Genomic DNA, 15,023 nt, shown 5'->3' with positions numbered 1-15,023 from the left:
AACCCGAGGACGATGATATGCCCACACTTTACACGATGCCCGGCACCTGTGCCCTTGCCACCAATATTGCGGTCGCGTGGCTGGATGCTCCGGTCGAGGTCAAGAACATGGCCTATGGCGACCACAAGAAGGACGAGTATCTCGCGATCAATCCCAAGGGGAAGGTGCCTGCAGTCGCGTTCGAAGACGGCGACGTCCTGACCGAGGCCGCAGCAATCCTGAGCTGGCTCGGCGCGGAATACGGGACCGAGGACTATGCACGCGACAAGGTCTTGGGGCGCAAGGAAGCCGAAGCGCTATCCTACCTCACGAGCGAAGTGCATGCCGATTTCGGACCGCATTTCGCTGCGAAGACCTACGCCGAGAGCAAGGACACGCAAGACGAAGTGAAGGCAGCGGCTTACGACAAGCTGCGCAAACATTTCGAGCGCTTGGAAGCCAATTTCCAGGAGACCGATAGCGAGTGGTATCTATCCGAGCGCAGCTTCGCCGATGCCTATCTCTATGTCGTCACGCGGTGGATCGAGCAGACCCCGCTGTCGATCGACGACTACCCGACCCTGCGGGCATTCCGCGACCGCATGCAGGAGGACGAGGGCGTCAAGTTGGCCCTTTCCCGGCAGGACATGAAGTCCGTTTAAGCGTGCGCTCTGCTTGACCAAGACAAGAGACAAATGGTCGGGGAGACTGGATTCGAACCAGCGACCCCTTGTACCCAAAACAAGTGCGCTACCAGGCTGCGCCACTCCCCGACCGGATGTCCCGCAATTTGCTGTAGATGGTGGGCCCGGCAGGACTCGAACCCGCGACCTAGCCGTTATGAGCGGCCAGCTCTAACCAACTGAGCTACAGGCCCCCATGCACCGCATGCGGAGGCAAGCGCCTAGCGGCACGGCGCCGGACTGGCAAGCCGCTAGACAACGACGGAATCGATGATTTCCGCAACCGTCGTCGACCGAACACCGCGCTGGTCGAGGTAGGCGTAAACGGTCCGCAACCAGTCGTAGAAGCGGTCGAGGTCGTCTTCGCTGCGCACATAAGGTGTGTGGCCGGGCGACAATGACGGGCTGTGGAAGCTGAGCGTGAGCACCGGCAGCCCATCGTCGAGCGCGATGTCCAAGGCCTTGAGGGCTTCCTCTGCCGACGTGCCTTCGGGTGTGAGCGCGATGCGCTCGAGCAGGCCGAGGCGCGAAAAAAGGCTTGTGAGCATCGCCGAGTTCCGGGCGAGCGGAAACAGAGCGTCGCCCTGTTTGCGCAGCATGCCCCAGTAGACCGTGGTCAATGGCAACTCGAGCAGCTTGCGCTGCGTGTCGGTCCAATAGGGTGTGCAAGGATGGGCGCGGAAATCGGGCCCGCCTTCGGCGCTGTAATCGAAGCGGCAGCGCACCGAACTGTCGATGGCGATGCCGGTCTCCGAAAGCATCGCGGCGGTTGCAGGCCCCACGCCATAGCGGCCTGCGCGGTAGATGCGGGGGACGGCGCCGAATTTTTCCTCGATAAGATCGCGCAAGGCCCGGAATTTGGCGCGCTCGAGGTCGGGAGGCAGATTGCCGGAAAAGCTGGTGCGGCGGGTCAGTTCTTCGTCGAAGGGGGGATTGACCCACGGATGCAGCTGGACGCCCACCTCGGCCTCGCCCTTGGCCACAGCACCACCGATAATGTCTTGCGCGATCGGTGACTGCGCGATGGGCCAGTCGATCAGATAGACCGGCGAAATGCCAAGCGAACCGCAGAACTGCTGGAACTTCGCGATCCGCGGCACGTGGTCGAGCGTATAACCCTGGCGCGAGAAGTCGCCCGTCCAGTCGAATTCCTCCTCGGCATCGACGGTCAGAAGCGCCCGCTGCCCGAAATCGGGTGCAAAGCTGACGGTCTGATTGCGCGACGGCGGATGGAGAAGATTCGCGTGTTGAATGTCGCTTGCCCCCCGGCGTGTCCAATGGCGAATGATCAGCCCGCCGCGCGACCCGGCGTATTGGCTGGGCTAGGCAGCGCCTCTTCCCCGGTCAAGAGCGGCAGCGAGAGGATCAACCACTGGTCGTCGCGCGACAATTCGCCGCCCGCTGCGCGCGCCTCCGCGCGGGCAAGACGGAGGGAGAAGCCCGCGCCGAAGATCCCGGCGCTGACCGCTCCGGTACCGCCGCGCGCTTCGTGAGAGAAGACGTCGTTTGCGCTGGCCAGCGTAGCCGGCAATTGGGCGCGCAGGGTCGCCTGCCCGTCTTCCGTGCGCAAGTAGAGCTTGATCGTCTCGCCCGCACCGGTCGCGCCCGCGATCGTGGCCAATACGCGCCAGGCGAGCATCTCTGCATCGCCGCTCGTTATCGGCAGCAGCGCGGCATCGGCTTCCAGCTGCGTGGCGAAGCTGGCGACGCGCGGTTTCAGGACCGATTGCAGCTGGTCGATCTGCGCATGCGCGATGGCGGCGAAATCCGCCGTTCCGGGCTCCAATTCCAGCGTGCCGGTTTCGAGCCGTGCCAGCCGGTCGAGTTCGTCGAAGCCCGCGAGGATGCGTGCGCTGTCCCCGGCAATCGAAGCGGCCAGCGCGCGATATTCGTGCGGCGTGGGGCCGAAGACCTGTTGCTGGATGACCTCCGCATTGCCCTGCATAGCATTAACCGGCGTGCGCAGTTCGTGGAGGAGCTGGCGCAGGCGATCAGCGCTGTCATGGCGGCGGTCGTCGCTCGCCGCGACAGCCCGGCGGAAGCGCCCGACATAGCCGTAGAACCGGCCCTCGCCGCGCGTGAAGCGGGGCGCGGCATCGACCGTCCATTCGCCCGCGATGGCCTCGCCGCCGCGCAGCGTCAGCATGGCGCTGCGAACAGGCCTGCGATTGAGGAAAGCAGCAGCGAAATCGTCTCCGCCCGCGCCATCGCCGCGCCGCTGGGCGAGCGCGGTGCCGACCACCATGGGCGCGATCCCGTCTTCTGCCCAGTCGATTCGGCCCTCGGCATCGGTGCCGAACAGGAAGCTGGCGACCGGCTTGCGCTGCACCGCCGGTTCCGGATCGCCCAGCGGCAGGGACGGGGCCTCGCCGCCGGTGCTTCCGCGGTTGCGCTTGTACGCCTCGATCCGGTCGACGAGGGCGCGGATGCCGCCGGTCGTGGCGGGAGAGGGGGCGGGAGTAGCGGCGGGAACGTCCTCTTCAGGCTCTCCATCCGGCGGGACATCGGTGTTCGTGTCGTCGCCATCGTTCGCTGCCGACAGCACCAGCGGCGGTGGCTCCGCGGGCAGGTCAGCCTTGATCGCTTCGGTCGGCTCCGCCTCGTCCAGCAGCTCCAGCATGTCGGGTAGGGGCAATGCGCGGTCCTGCACGCCCAGCCGGTCGAGCACGCGTACGGCAGCTTCGGGCAGGTCGCGACGGTGCCGAAGGAAACCGCGCGCGCGGATCGGCAGGCGGGGGATGAGACTCTCCCATTCCTCACCCGTCAAATGCGCGCGATAGAGCGCCGCGGCGGCGATCTTCGGATGCGCCTCGCCGAACCATTTCACAAGTTCGGGATTGCGGAACCGCCAGCCGTTCTCGCCTACGATACGTGCGCGCTCATCGACCGGGATCATCTCCGCCAATGCGATCAGACGCAGATATGCCGCCGCCTTCAACGCCGGGTCGCCCGCCTGCGGCCGCTCGCCCAGCAGGTCGATCAGTTGGCGAAACTGCGTCTTGCCCGCACGCTCGCCCGTCGCGCGGTGGCGCAACACTGTGGCAAGGCGGTCGTCAAAATGCATGGATACTCCGGTGCGGCATCAAGGTTTGCGAAGGGTAAACCATGACACTTTTTCGCTTTCTATCCGTGTAAGGTTTACGATGAACGGAAACTTGCCTTCGCGTTGCAAAGCGGGACAATTGCTGGCAAAGATAATAATGTTAGCCAAGAGGCTCCAGATGCGTTGTTAACATTTCGCGATGCATGCCGGACCGGGATAACGGACAAACGCATTTTAGGGGCTCATGGGTCATGGCCAATCTCGACGAAATCGATCGCAAGCTGCTGGGCGAATTGCAGGCCGAAGGGCGCATTACCAATGTCGAGCTGGCCCACCGGGTCGGCCTGACCGCTCCGCCGTGCCTGCGCCGCGTCCGCGCGTTGGAGGACGAGGGCGTGATCAAGGGCTACCACGCCGATCTCGATCCGGGGAAGCTAGGCTTCTCGATCACGGTATTCGCCATGGTCAGCCTGAAGAGCCAGGCCGAAGACGCGCTGCGCGAGTTCGAAGAAGCTATGCGGGACCTGCCGGAAGTGCGCGAGGTGCACATGCTTAACGGCGAGATCGATTTCATCATCAAAATCGTCAGCAAGGATCTGCAAAGCTTCCAGGAATTCCTTACCAGCAAGCTGACTCCGGCGCCCAATGTGGCGAGTGTGAAGACATCGCTGACGATCCGCACCAGCAAGAGTGAGCCTGGCGTGCCGCTGGGTAAATAAGGAGGCGCTGCGATGACCGACACGATACAGGGCCATTGCCTGTGCGGCGCGGTCGGGATCACCATCGAAGGACCCGCCCACGAGATCGAAATCTGCCAATGCAACATGTGCCGCCGCTGGAGCGGAGCCATCTACACCGCACAGACGGGTAAATCGGTCATGATCGAGGGCGAGGACAAGGCCAGCGTCTACCGCTCGAGCGACTGGGCAGAGCGAGCCTTTTGCGGGACGTGCGGCAGCCACCTGTGGTTCCGCTTCCTGCCCACCGGCAATCGCAGCTTCTCCGCCGGCCTGTTCGATGCCGCCGCGTCGCACACGATCGAGAAGGAAATTTTCGTCGACGAAGCGGCGGATTGGTGCCGCATCCAAGGCGATCATCCCCGCCAGACCGGCGCCGAGGTCATCGCCGAGGCCGAAGCGGCAGGCTTCACCTTCGACTGAGCGCAACTGCTCGATAGTGGACAGATCCGGTCGGTTGGGGTGGGCGTCGTAAAAGGCGGCTAGCCACTGCAGGCCGTCCTCGCCCGATATGAGTTCGATACCTTTGATATTAGGTCGATACCCTCTGACTTGTCGGCGCGCAGTTTGACCAACAGGTCTTGGGGCGGGCGTGTCGTCGAAACGCATGAAGGCTAGTGGTTTTTAGGGTCCTGCATGTCGAACCACCAATTCGCGGCATGATTCGCGAAGGTTTGGATTTGAGCAGGGCAGCGCCGATGTGTACGGTGCGCACAAAGCTACATCCGGAGAGAGACCCATGGCCACCGTACTCGAAACCAAATCCGCCAATGACGACAGCCACATCCGCGGCTCGGTCAGCGAAGAGGAATGGGCGGTCCGCGTCGATCTCGCGGCGGCCTACCGGCTGGTGGCGCTCTACGGCTGGGACGATCTGATCTTCACGCACCTGTCCGCGCGTGTGCCGGGGCCGGAGCATCACTTCCTGATCAACCCCTACGACATGATGTTCGAGGAGATCACCGCTTCCAGCCTCGTCAAGATCGACACCGAGGGCCAGCCGGTGATCGAGACCACGCATCCGGTCAATCCGGCGGGCTTCACCATCCATTCCGCGCTGCACATGAATTGCGAGGATGCGCATGCCGTGATGCACCTCCACACACCAGACGGGCAGGCAGTGAGCGCAATGTCCGAAGGGCTGATGGAGCACACGCAAACCGGCATGATCGCACGCCACGACATCGCCTATCACGAGTACGAAGGCATCGCGACCGATCTCGAAGAGCGCGAGCGGCTGGTCCAGGATATGGGCGACAAGCACGCCATGATCCTGCGCAACCATGGCACGCTGGCGATCGGCAAGACGGTGGCCCAGTGTTTCCTGCGCCTCTATTTCATCGAGCGCGCTTGCACCGCGCAGGTCCGCATGCTGAGCGCGGGCCGCGAGAACCTCAACAATCCCCCGCAGGGCACGCCGCAAAAGGTTCAATCGCAGACGCCCGCCGCCGGCATGGGCATGGTCGCAGACGGGCTCGCCTGGCCTGCGCTGCTGCGCAAGCTCGACCGGATCGATCCGAGTTTCCGGGATTGATGTGAGGTCCGGTCAGGTAGACCGAATCAGCTCGATATAGGTCAAGGCAGGCTCGAGTATCATCGAGACCTCGTAGTCGCTCGCGCTGCTTGAAGCTTCGATGATCCTAGCCTCGGTCTCATCCGACAGGAGGAAGCGGGTCATCGCATTCAACGCGGCGTCGCCCTCATACTCGTCAGCAAACTGCGCTTTAAGGCGGCCCTTCTTTAAGAGAGTGGGGTATTCGTCGACGATAGAAGTAGCGAGCTGCAGTGCGACGTTGTGGCCGTGAATGCCTCGGATAATTTCATACCCGCGCTCCACCGGCCAATCGAGGGCTGCCGCGCCGCTCCACCATGAGAGATAGCTAGTATCGCCGAACGGATGCGCAGAAACACCTGTAGCCAACGCATGGGCGAAAAGCCTCGACACAGCCTCTCGTTTTTCCCGGCTGAAATTGGACCAGCCGCTTTTCCGGATGCGCCATGCAAGCAGGGGCGGCTCAAGGCCAAGCCATGTCGGATCTTCGATTGCTAGTTGCAGGATGCGCGGCAGAAAATACCGATATTCTCCCGAGCCCCCGACGGTGGTCATCGCCCAACCTGCGTATGGACCTATTACCTCATTTGGAAGCTCGCGCAGGTCGACTGATACCAGTTTGCCAAGCACGCGATCTTCATCGGAATCACGATGGGGGGATCGGTCGAGATAGCTTGGACGCGTCTCGTCTGCGAATGCGCGATAAACGGCCTCGATGACCTCGCTGTTCAGCCCACACGCTCCTTCAGCCAGTCCTCGAGCCACTTGATGGTGTAGTCGCCGGTCCGGACGTCCTCTTGCAGCAGCAGTTCCTGATGCAGAGGGATGTTCGTCTTCACGCCTTCGACCACCATTTCGTCCAGTGCACGCTTGAGGCGCATCATGCAGCGGTCGCGGTCGCGGCCGTAGACGATTAGCTTGGCGATCATGCTGTCGTAATAGGGCGGGATCGAATAGCCGGCGTAGAGCCCGCTATCGACGCGCACATGCATGCCGCCGGCCGGGTGGTAATAGGTGACCTTGCCGGGGCTGGGCGTGAAGGTGAACGGGTCTTCCGCATTGATGCGGCATTCGATAGCGTGGCCCTTGAACTCGATCTCGTCCTGGGTGACCGACAGGGACTTGCCCGCCGCTATGCGGATCTGTTCGCGCACCAGGTCGACGCCGGTAATCGCCTCGGTCACGGGATGCTCCACCTGCAGGCGAGTGTTCATCTCGATGAAGTAGAACTCGCCGTTTTCCCACAGGAACTCGATTGTGCCCGCGCCGCGATAGCCCATGTCGCGCATCGCCTTCGAGCAGACCTCGCCCATGCGCATACGCTCTTCATGCGTGATGACGGGGGAGGGCGCTTCCTCCAGCACCTTCTGGTGCCGCCGCTGGAGCGAACAGTCGCGCTCGCCCAAGTGGATCGCATTGCCTTCGCCGTCGCCGAACACCTGGAATTCGATGTGACGCGGATTGCCGAGGTATTTTTCGATATAGACGGTCGCATCGCCGAAGGCGGCTTTCGCCTCGCTGCCGGCCTGCTGCATCAGCGTTTCAAGCTGGTCCTCGCTCTCGCAGACCTTCATCCCGCGCCCGCCGCCGCCGCTGGCGGCTTTGATGATGACGGGATAGCCGATCTCCTCGGCGATCTCGCGCGCCTCGGCGATGTCGGAGACTGCGCCTGCGGAGCCGGGCACCAGCGGCAGGCCGAGGTCGCCGGCACTCTTCTTGGCCGCGACCTTGTCGCCCATGGTACGGATATGTTCGGGCCTCGGGCCGATCCACTTGATGTCGTGCGCTTCGACGATCTCGGCGAACTTGGCGTTCTCGGAGAGGAAGCCGTAGCCCGGGTGGATCGCATCGGCCTCGGCGATTTCCGCGGCCGAGATGATGTTGGCGATGTTGAGGTAGCTGTCGGTTGCGCTCGGCGGGCCGATGCAGATCGCATGGTCGGCGAGGCGGACGTGCATGGCATCGGCGTCTGCGGTGGAGTGCACCGCGACCGTCTCGATGCCCATTTCATGCGCCGCACGGTGGATGCGCAGCGCGATTTCGCCGCGATTGGCGATGAGGATACGTTTGATATCGGCCACTTGGAAACCTCAGCCGATGACGACGAGAGGCTGGTCGAATTCGACCGGCTGGGCGTTCTCGACGAGGATCGCCTTGACCGTTCCGGCCTTGTCGGCGGTGATCGGGTTCATCACCTTCATCGCCTCGACGATGACGAGGGTCTGGCCTTCCTTCACGCTGTCGCCGACCTTGACGAAGTCCGATGCTCCCGGCTCGGGCGCGAGATAGACGGTGCCGACCATGGGCGACTTGATCGCACCGGCATGGTCCGCAGCGGGCGCCGCGTCGGGGGTGGGAGCGGCAGATGCAGGGACCGGAGCGGCTGCGGGTGCCGCTGCCGGAGCGGCCACCTGCGCCGGGGCCATCGCCAGGCCGCCGCCGCGCGAAACGCGGATCATGCGGTCGCCGTCTTCCACCTCGATTTCGGTGAGGCCGGTGTCGGCCAGCATTTCCGCCAGTTCGCGGACCATTGCGATGTCGATGTTCATACCGGACTTGCCGGCGCTGCCCTTGTGATCGGCCATGGTTACCCTTGTTGTAGCTTTGCAGCGCCTATGCGCCGCAGCGGCGCGCAAGACAAGGGGTGGCAGGCGTGTTTTAGAGCGCCGCAGCCTTCTCCAACGCTACGGCATAGCCGCGGGGGCCCAGGCCTTTGACCTCGTCCACCGCGCCCATGCCGACATAGGATATGTGGCGGAATTCCTCGCGTTTCGCGGGGTCGGAGAGGTGCACTTCGATCACCGGCACGCCGATCGCCTTGATCGCATCGAGCAGCGCGATGGAGGTGTGAGTATAGGCCCCCGCATTGAGCAGCACCGCCTTCGCCCCGACCTCGCGCGCCTCGTGCAGCCAGTCGACCAAGACGCCCTCGTGATTGGTTTGTCGCATGTCGATGGCAAGGCCGAGGTCCTGCGCCTTGGCATCAAGCATCCGGCCGATATCGTCGAGCGTGTCCGAGCCGTAAATCTCCGGCTCCCGCGTGCCCAGGAGGTTGAGGTTGGGTCCGTTGAGGACGAAGACGGTTGCGGTCATGGGGGAGGGTTAGCGGGACTTGGGGCGGGTGAGAAGCGGCCTGTCCGCTAACGACCCGATTGCGGACGTTATAATTATCTGTAATCTGTCACTCATGAGCACGAAAGAGTTCGTTTCGCAGCAGCGCAATACAGTCAATTTTCTATTTGGTCTGATCGTGGCTGGCCTGCTGATGTTCCGGCTCTGGGCAGCGCTGGATTGGGCATTCGCACTCGGATGGAACGCTGACCCGAAAATACTCTGGGCGGCGCCATTGATGGCGACATTCGGCTATGGTGTGTGGTTTTTCTGCATGAAAATTTTTCGCTTCGTAGAGAGCTATTACTAGCTTCAGCAAACCACCCAAACGCCGCCCTTGAGGGGCAGCACTACTGATCGCTCCCCTTTACCTTCCCCCACTGACGCGCCGCCGTATATCCAAGATACCCAGTACCAAATAGGGCATAAAGCGCGTCCGGCAGTGCCGCGAGATAGTGCGTCATTCCGGTGCCGATGTCGTGCGCGGTCTGCGCGACGAAGGCGGCGATCACGCCCATCGGCACGCTGAACAGGATCAGCGCATACATCACATAGAGGAAGCTGGGGCGCGCGCGGCTGGTCCAGGGGTCGGCGCTTTGCGCTTCGGCGACGATGGCGGAGAGGCGCGCTTCGATGGTCTTCAGTTCCTGCGTACCCTCCAGCGCGATGAGTTCGAGCTTGGCCTTGGCACGCGCTTCCTTGTCCGGGATCACCTTGTCGATGATCGAAGCGATGGGGCCGATAAGCGAATCGATGAGGGGCATGGCGCGGTCTCCGTCGGTTAGGAACGGCGCAACAGCTAACCAGATCGGTTCGTGTAGGAAAGAGGTCCCGAAGCCGTGAGCGCGCACGCAGTGCGAGACTGCCGCGAAAACCGGTTCGTCAGGAGGGAAACCACTGGTCGGGATGACTGGATTCGAACCAGCGACCCCCACACCCCCAGTATGGTGCGCTACCAGGCTGCGCTACATCCCGAAACCAGTGGAGGCGGCCCTATAGGCGGCACGCCCGTGCATGGCAAGCGCCAGTCTGACTCAAGCTCTCACGCAAGTTTGCACGCAGTGTGCGTCCAATTCGTTGCTAGTGCCCGGCATTGCTGCTAACCGCGCCCGCACTTCGGACGTGAGGGTGCGGGGCGGGCTTGAACGGCCTGCATTCGCCGCCCATCTGCGACCGGTCGTTCATTCATTTCGACAGGTATATTTCAATGCTCGATCTTCTTGCCGCCGCCGGTTCCGCTGGAAGCGCGCCTCCCGCATGGACCGGCTGGATCCTGCCGCTCGGCATGCTGCTGATCCTCTGGTTCCTGATCATCCGGCCGCAGATGCGCCAGCAGAAGCAGCATCGCGAACGCGTTGCGGGGCTGCAGAAGGGCGATGAAGTCGTCACGCAGGGCGGCCTTGTCGGCAAGATCACCAAGGTCGAGGATCACTTCGTCCACGTCGAACTGGCCAAGGGCATGACCGTGAAAGCAGTCCGCACCACCATCGGCGAAGTGCTGTCCTCGCGCGGCAAGCCCGCTGCAAACGACTGAGCCGGGGACGCAAGCCAACATGCTCGATTTTCCCACCTGGCGTAAGGTCTGGCTGTGGTCGATCGCGATCATCGCCATGCTCGCCGCGCTGCCCTCGCTGCTGTCGGCGACCAGTGTCCGCTGGCCCGATGCTTTGCCGCAGCCGATGGTCAATCTCGGCCTCGACCTTGCCGGCGGTAGCCACATCCTTCTGGAAGCCGATCCCGCCGATGTCGCGGCGCAGCGGCTCGAGAACATGGAGGAGAACGTCCGCAGCCTGATGCGCAATGCCGAACCGCGCATCCGCATCGGCGATGTCTCGACCCGTGGCGGGCAGCTGAGCTTCATCCTCGACGATCCCTCGCAGATGGACCAGGCGCGCGAAGTCATGCTGCCGTCGATCAACGGCACCGGCCTGGTGCGCGAGTGGGATCTGACGATGGAGGACGGCAACCGCATGATCCTCTCGCCCACGGCAGACGGCACCGATACTGCCGTGAACGACGCGATGGAAAGCGCGATCGAAGTCATCCGCAAGCGTATCGACGAGCTCGGCACGCGCGAACCGACGATTATCCGCCAGGGCGACACGCGTATCGTGGTTCAGGTGCCGGGTCTCGAAGATCCCGAACAGTTGAAAGCTCTGCTGGGCGAAACGGCCGAGCTGGAATTCAAGCTGGTCGACCAGAACGCCCTGCCGAGCGATGTGGCCGAGGGCCGCGCGCCTCCGGGAAGCGAGATTTATCCATACGCCGCGACCTCCGACTTTGCCGGGCAGAATCTCGCCGTGCGTCGCCTCGGCGGTATCCGCGGCGACAATCTCACCGGCGCGCAGCAAAGCTTCGATCCGCAGACCAACGAGCCTGTGGTTACGATCCAGTTCGATAGCGATGGCGGCCGTCGTTTTGCCAAGCTGACGACCGAAAACGTCGGTAAACCCTTCGCTATCATACTCGATGGGCAGGTCTTGTCCGCCCCCAATATCAACGAACCGATCCGTGGCGGGACCGCGCAGATTTCCGGTGGATTCAGCGTCGAAACGGCTAACCGCCTCGCCATCTCGCTGCGCTCCGGCGCACTGCCGGTGGAGCTGGCAGTGGTCGAGGAACGCACCGTCGGACCCGATCTTGGCGCCGACTCGATCCGCAGCGGCATGCTGGCGATGGCCATTGGCTCGCTGCTGGTCATCGCGCTGATGATCGCGAGCTACGGCCGCTTCGGGGTCTATGCGACGATAGCTCTGGTCATTAACATACTGATGTTGCTCGGTATCATGGCCGGCCTTGGTACTACGTTGACCCTGCCGGGCATCGCCGGCTTCGTGCTGACGATCGGCGCGGCGGTGGACGCCAACGTGCTGATCAACGAGCGTATTCGCGAAGAACGCGCGCGTGGCCGCCGCGTGGTCGCTGCGGTCGAGACCGGCTACAAGGAAGCCAGCCGCGCTATTTACGATGCGAATGTCACCAACTTCATCGCCGGTGTGTTGCTGTTCCTGTTCGGCTCCGGCCCGATCCGCGGCTTCGCGGTGGTGCTGGTCATCGGCCTGTTCACCAGCGTCTTCACCGCGGTGACGCTCACCCGCATGTGGGTCGCCGCCTGGCTGCGCAAGGCGCGGCCCAGCGATCTGAACCTATAGGAGGAGGCGAGATATGCGACTTCTGAAACTCGTCCCCGACAATACGAACATCAAGTTCCTCAAGTGGCGCATCCCGTTCTTCGTGGTCAGCATCCTGCTGATCGCGGCGAGCTGGGCGCTGGTGATGACCAAGGGCCTCAATTACGGCGTCGATTTCGCTGGCGGTCTGGAAGTGCGCGCAACCTTCACGCAAAGCGCGGAAGCGCCGGTCGCGCAGCTGCGCGACGACGTGGAAGCGCTCGGCTATGGTTCCCCCGTCGTCCAGCGCTTCGGCGAGGACAACCAGGTCTCGATCCGCGTGCGCTTGCCCGACGATGTTGCTGCCGATCAGGAAGCCGCGCAGGAAGCCGCCAATAAGGTCGTGAGCACGTTGCAGGCGGAATATCCCGACTTCCGCCTCGACGGGAACGACAATGTGTCCGGCAAGGTGTCGGGCGAGTTCCGCATGACCGCGATCTATGCGTTGCTGGCTGCGATGGCCGCGATCGCACTCTACATCTGGATCCGTTTCGAATGGCAATTCGGCGTCGGCGCGCTGTTCGCACTGTTTCACGACGTCAGCCTGACGCTGGGCATGTTCGCGCTCTTCCAGCTGGAATTCAGCCTCCAGATCATTGCCGCGATCCTCGCGATTATCGGTTATTCGCTGAACGATACCATCGTCGTCTACGACCGTATCCGCGAGAACCTGAAGAAGTATCGCAAGATGCCGCTGCCCGAGCTGCTGGACCTCTCGGTGAACGAGACGCTGGCGCGTACCGTGATGACCTCGCTGACGCTGTTCGTTGCGCTGTTGCCGCTGTTGATGTTCGGTCCGGCAAGCCTGTTCGGCATGGTTGCAGGCATCACGCTCGGCCTGTTCGTAGGTACCTATAGCTCGGTCTATATGGCCGCGCCGATCCTGGTCTGGCTGGGAGTTACCAGCGACAGCTTCGTGCCGGAGGAAACGGTTGCCGACGTGCAGGAGAAGAAGGCACGCGGCGTCGTCTAGGGTGCGGGTCTAAACCAGCGTATCGTAATAGACGGCCAAGGCCTTGCCATTGGCCTCCCAGCTGAAATTCTCGACCGTCTGCGCGACCTTTTGCGGATCGCGCGGCCGATCGAGAACGCGATGGATGCCTTCGCGCACGGCGCGGGGTGTGCGGGCGACGATCACCCCCGCATCGGGCGACTGCACCACCTCGCGCGCGCCTCCGGCGTCGGTGATGACCAGCGGAGTGCCGCAGGCGAGCGCCTCGATCCAGGCGTTGGCCAGTCCCTCGCTGCTCGACGGCAGCACCATGGCGTCGGCTGCCGACAGGATCGGCGGCAGGCTCGATGGCGGCTGGCTGCCGAGGAAATGCACCCGGTCGGCAATGCCGAGTTCGACTGCGAGCTTTCTGAGGCAGTCTTCCTCCTCGCCCTTGCCGACCAGAAGGAGCCGCGCGTCGGGCAGGTCGCCCAGCGCTTTCATCACGATGCCTTGACCCTTGCGCTCGATCAGCGCGCCGACGGTGACTAGCAGCCGCTCCTTCGGATCGTAGGGAAAGCCGTAGGTCTCGGCGATCGTACGCCGCAACCCCGTGTGGTCCAGCGGGCGAAAGAGATCGCGGTCGAGACCCGTGTAGTGGATGGCAATCGATTCGCGCTGCATGCCCAGCGATGCCATGTCGTCGACCAGCGCCTTGCACACCGCGAGCAAACCTGTTGCGCGCTTTCCGGTCTCGAGCAGCGCCTTGCGCCCGTAATTGCGCGAGCCCCAGTAATGGATGTCCGCCCCGCGCGCCTTCACGGTGAAGGGCAGGCCCAGCGCTTCGGCAATTGCCATCGCCGCCGGCCCGTCGGGATAGAAGAATTGCGCATCGACCAGATCGAACGGGTTCTCGCGATGGAGCCGCTCGACCAGCGGCAACACGGCGCGGGCGATGCTTGCGGGGTTGAGCCGCCCGCCGACCTTGGGGATGAGCCGGAAGGTCGGGCGATGTACGGGCAGGCCGAACTCTTCGCTTTCGACGGCAGCCTCGCGCAGGTCGCGATAATGGCCGAATACGACTGGCGGCAGTCCGATCGGGTTGACGAGCGTGACCTCCCAATGCGTGTCGCGCTGAAGCGCTGCGAGCGATTTCGCGACGAAGATGCCGAAGCGGGGCTGGGCGGCGTTGGGGAACAGGGTCGAGAGCGAGAGAACCCGGCGGGTCTTGATGACACTCACAGCTTGCGGACCAGCATTTCGGCGACGGCAATCCAGGGCGCATCCTTGATGACGTCTTGCTTCTGCCCCTGTCCCGGCGGCAGTACGCCGAGCAGATCGCCCTGTCGGTCGATCAGCCGCCCGAAGGCGAAGCGGCCGCCCTTCTTCGGCACCAGCACATCACGATTGATCGCGCGGGCGGCCTCGGACGGGTCGAGCTGCCGCAGCCATAGCTGGTCGCCGGGTCGGTATTCGCCATGGGGGTAGGCGATGTCGAGCACCATGAGCGCGCCTTCGCTGCCCAGATCGGTAGCGAGGATTGCGTCCCGAGGTGAAGCGAGCGCTTCGGGTCCGGCTTTCTCGAGCGACGCCACGATCTGCGGCTGCGCTGCCTTCTCCGAGCGGACCAGCAGCTCCGGATCGACGTCGAGCGCGGCTGCGATGCGGTCCATCCACTTGATGGAAAGGTTGCGCATCCCCGTCTCGAGTCGCCCGACAGTCTGCGGGGTCGTAGGCGGATCGCAGGCCACCGCGAGATCGGCGAGCGTCATGCCCTTTTGCCTGCGGATGTCGCGTATGCGGTTGATCATCGCCTG

General features: G+C 63.4%; 17 protein-coding genes and 3 tRNA genes. 8 read left to right on the top strand and 12 right to left on the bottom strand.

The features are described from left to right. Positions 1-17 precede the first annotated feature (17 nt). On the top strand, positions 18-641 hold the full coding sequence (locus P8R33_RS01220; protein WP_278327164.1) for a glutathione S-transferase family protein: 624 nt from the start codon (positions 18-20) through the stop codon (positions 639-641). Between the two features lie 34 nt (positions 642-675). On the opposite strand, the gene P8R33_RS01215 is transcribed toward P8R33_RS01220, so the two are convergent. The 4 genes from P8R33_RS01215 to P8R33_RS01200 all read right to left on the bottom strand — a co-directional run bounded on the left by P8R33_RS01215 (position 676) and on the right by P8R33_RS01200 (position 3,726). After that, positions 676-752 (bottom strand) — tRNA-Pro (locus P8R33_RS01215). A 27-nt stretch (positions 753-779) separates the two neighbouring features. After that, a tRNA-Ile gene (locus P8R33_RS01210) sits at positions 780-856 on the bottom strand. 57 nt (positions 857-913) lie between these two features. Further along, complete coding sequence (locus tag P8R33_RS01205; protein ID WP_278327913.1) at positions 914-1,915, bottom strand: polysaccharide deacetylase family protein; 1,002 nt, start codon at positions 1,913-1,915, stop codon at positions 914-916. Positions 1,916-1,950: 35 nt separating this feature from the next. Further along, positions 1,951-3,726 (bottom strand): sensor histidine kinase, encoded by a 1,776-nt coding sequence (locus tag P8R33_RS01200; protein WP_278327163.1) that lies wholly within the window; start codon positions 3,724-3,726, stop codon positions 1,951-1,953. A 230-nt stretch (positions 3,727-3,956) separates the two neighbouring features. Between P8R33_RS01200 and P8R33_RS01195 the strand changes: the two genes are divergently transcribed. The 3 genes from P8R33_RS01195 (at position 3,957) to P8R33_RS01185 (ending at position 5,976) form a co-directional block, all read left to right on the top strand. Then, entirely contained in the window at positions 3,957-4,424 is a 468-nt protein-coding gene (locus P8R33_RS01195; protein WP_278327162.1) for an Lrp/AsnC family transcriptional regulator, read from the top strand. 12 nt (positions 4,425-4,436) lie between these two features. After that, positions 4,437-4,865, top strand: coding sequence for a GFA family protein (locus P8R33_RS01190; RefSeq protein WP_278327161.1), 429 nt, complete (start codon positions 4,437-4,439; stop codon positions 4,863-4,865). A gap of 316 nt (positions 4,866-5,181) precedes the next feature. Further along, a complete protein-coding gene (locus P8R33_RS01185; RefSeq protein WP_278327160.1) occupies positions 5,182-5,976 on the top strand; it encodes a class II aldolase/adducin family protein in 795 nt (264 codons plus the stop codon). A gap of 12 nt (positions 5,977-5,988) precedes the next feature. On the opposite strand, the gene P8R33_RS01180 is transcribed toward P8R33_RS01185, so the two are convergent. The 4 genes from P8R33_RS01180 to P8R33_RS01165 all read right to left on the bottom strand — a co-directional run bounded on the left by P8R33_RS01180 (position 5,989) and on the right by P8R33_RS01165 (position 9,087). Continuing rightward, complete coding sequence (locus P8R33_RS01180) at positions 5,989-6,549, bottom strand: hypothetical protein (protein WP_278327159.1); 561 nt, start codon at positions 6,547-6,549, stop codon at positions 5,989-5,991. Between the two features lie 173 nt (positions 6,550-6,722). Further along, a complete protein-coding gene (gene accC / locus P8R33_RS01175) occupies positions 6,723-8,075 on the bottom strand; it encodes an acetyl-CoA carboxylase biotin carboxylase subunit (protein ID WP_278327158.1) in 1,353 nt (450 codons plus the stop codon). Between the two features lie 9 nt (positions 8,076-8,084). After that, positions 8,085-8,579 (bottom strand): acetyl-CoA carboxylase biotin carboxyl carrier protein, encoded by a 495-nt coding sequence (gene accB / locus P8R33_RS01170; protein WP_278327157.1) that lies wholly within the window; start codon positions 8,577-8,579, stop codon positions 8,085-8,087. Positions 8,580-8,652: 73 nt separating this feature from the next. Beyond that, positions 8,653-9,087 (bottom strand): type II 3-dehydroquinate dehydratase, encoded by a 435-nt coding sequence (locus P8R33_RS01165; protein WP_278327156.1) that lies wholly within the window; start codon positions 9,085-9,087, stop codon positions 8,653-8,655. Positions 9,088-9,181: 94 nt separating this feature from the next. Here P8R33_RS01165 and P8R33_RS01160 point away from each other — a divergent pair, with 94 nt between their 5' ends. After that, positions 9,182-9,415, top strand: coding sequence for a hypothetical protein (locus P8R33_RS01160; protein WP_278327155.1), 234 nt, complete (start codon positions 9,182-9,184; stop codon positions 9,413-9,415). A gap of 40 nt (positions 9,416-9,455) precedes the next feature. Here the strand turns inward: P8R33_RS01160 and P8R33_RS01155 are convergent, their stop codons facing one another. Both P8R33_RS01155 and P8R33_RS01150 read right to left on the bottom strand, forming a co-directional pair. Continuing rightward, a complete protein-coding gene (locus P8R33_RS01155) occupies positions 9,456-9,869 on the bottom strand; it encodes a holin family protein (protein ID WP_278327154.1) in 414 nt (137 codons plus the stop codon). A gap of 134 nt (positions 9,870-10,003) precedes the next feature. After that, positions 10,004-10,080, bottom strand: a tRNA-Pro gene (locus tag P8R33_RS01150). Between the two features lie 232 nt (positions 10,081-10,312). Between P8R33_RS01150 and yajC the strand changes: the two genes are divergently transcribed. From yajC to secF, 3 genes are read left to right on the top strand one after another with little or no spacing between them, the layout of a single operon-like run. Further along, complete coding sequence (gene yajC, locus P8R33_RS01145) at positions 10,313-10,639, top strand: preprotein translocase subunit YajC (protein ID WP_278327153.1); 327 nt, start codon at positions 10,313-10,315, stop codon at positions 10,637-10,639. 19 nt (positions 10,640-10,658) lie between these two features. Beyond that, positions 10,659-12,257, top strand: a complete 1,599-nt coding sequence (gene secD / locus P8R33_RS01140; protein WP_278327152.1) for a protein translocase subunit SecD — start codon at positions 10,659-10,661, stop codon at positions 12,255-12,257. Positions 12,258-12,270: 13 nt separating this feature from the next. Then, on the top strand, positions 12,271-13,248 hold the full coding sequence (secF, locus tag P8R33_RS01135) for a protein translocase subunit SecF (RefSeq protein ID WP_278327151.1): 978 nt from the start codon (positions 12,271-12,273) through the stop codon (positions 13,246-13,248). Positions 13,249-13,257: 9 nt separating this feature from the next. Here secF and P8R33_RS01130 read toward each other — a convergent pair whose 3' ends face one another. After that, a complete protein-coding gene (locus tag P8R33_RS01130; RefSeq protein WP_278327150.1) occupies positions 13,258-14,448 on the bottom strand; it encodes a glycosyltransferase in 1,191 nt (396 codons plus the stop codon). Then, the gene (locus P8R33_RS01125) at positions 14,445-15,017 is read right to left on the bottom strand and encodes a helix-turn-helix domain-containing protein (RefSeq protein WP_278327149.1); all 573 of its coding nucleotides are present in this window, start codon (positions 15,015-15,017) and stop codon (positions 14,445-14,447) included. Before P8R33_RS01125 ends, P8R33_RS01130 begins: the two co-directional genes overlap by 4 nt. Positions 15,018-15,023: the final 6 nt, after the last annotated feature.

Source organism: Qipengyuania flavescens (genome assembly GCF_029688735.1).
In the GTDB taxonomy this organism is placed as follows: Bacteria; Pseudomonadota; Alphaproteobacteria; order Sphingomonadales; family Sphingomonadaceae; genus Qipengyuania.
Note: the sequence above shows the minus strand (reverse complement) of the source record. Positions and strands in the feature narration are given on the sequence as shown.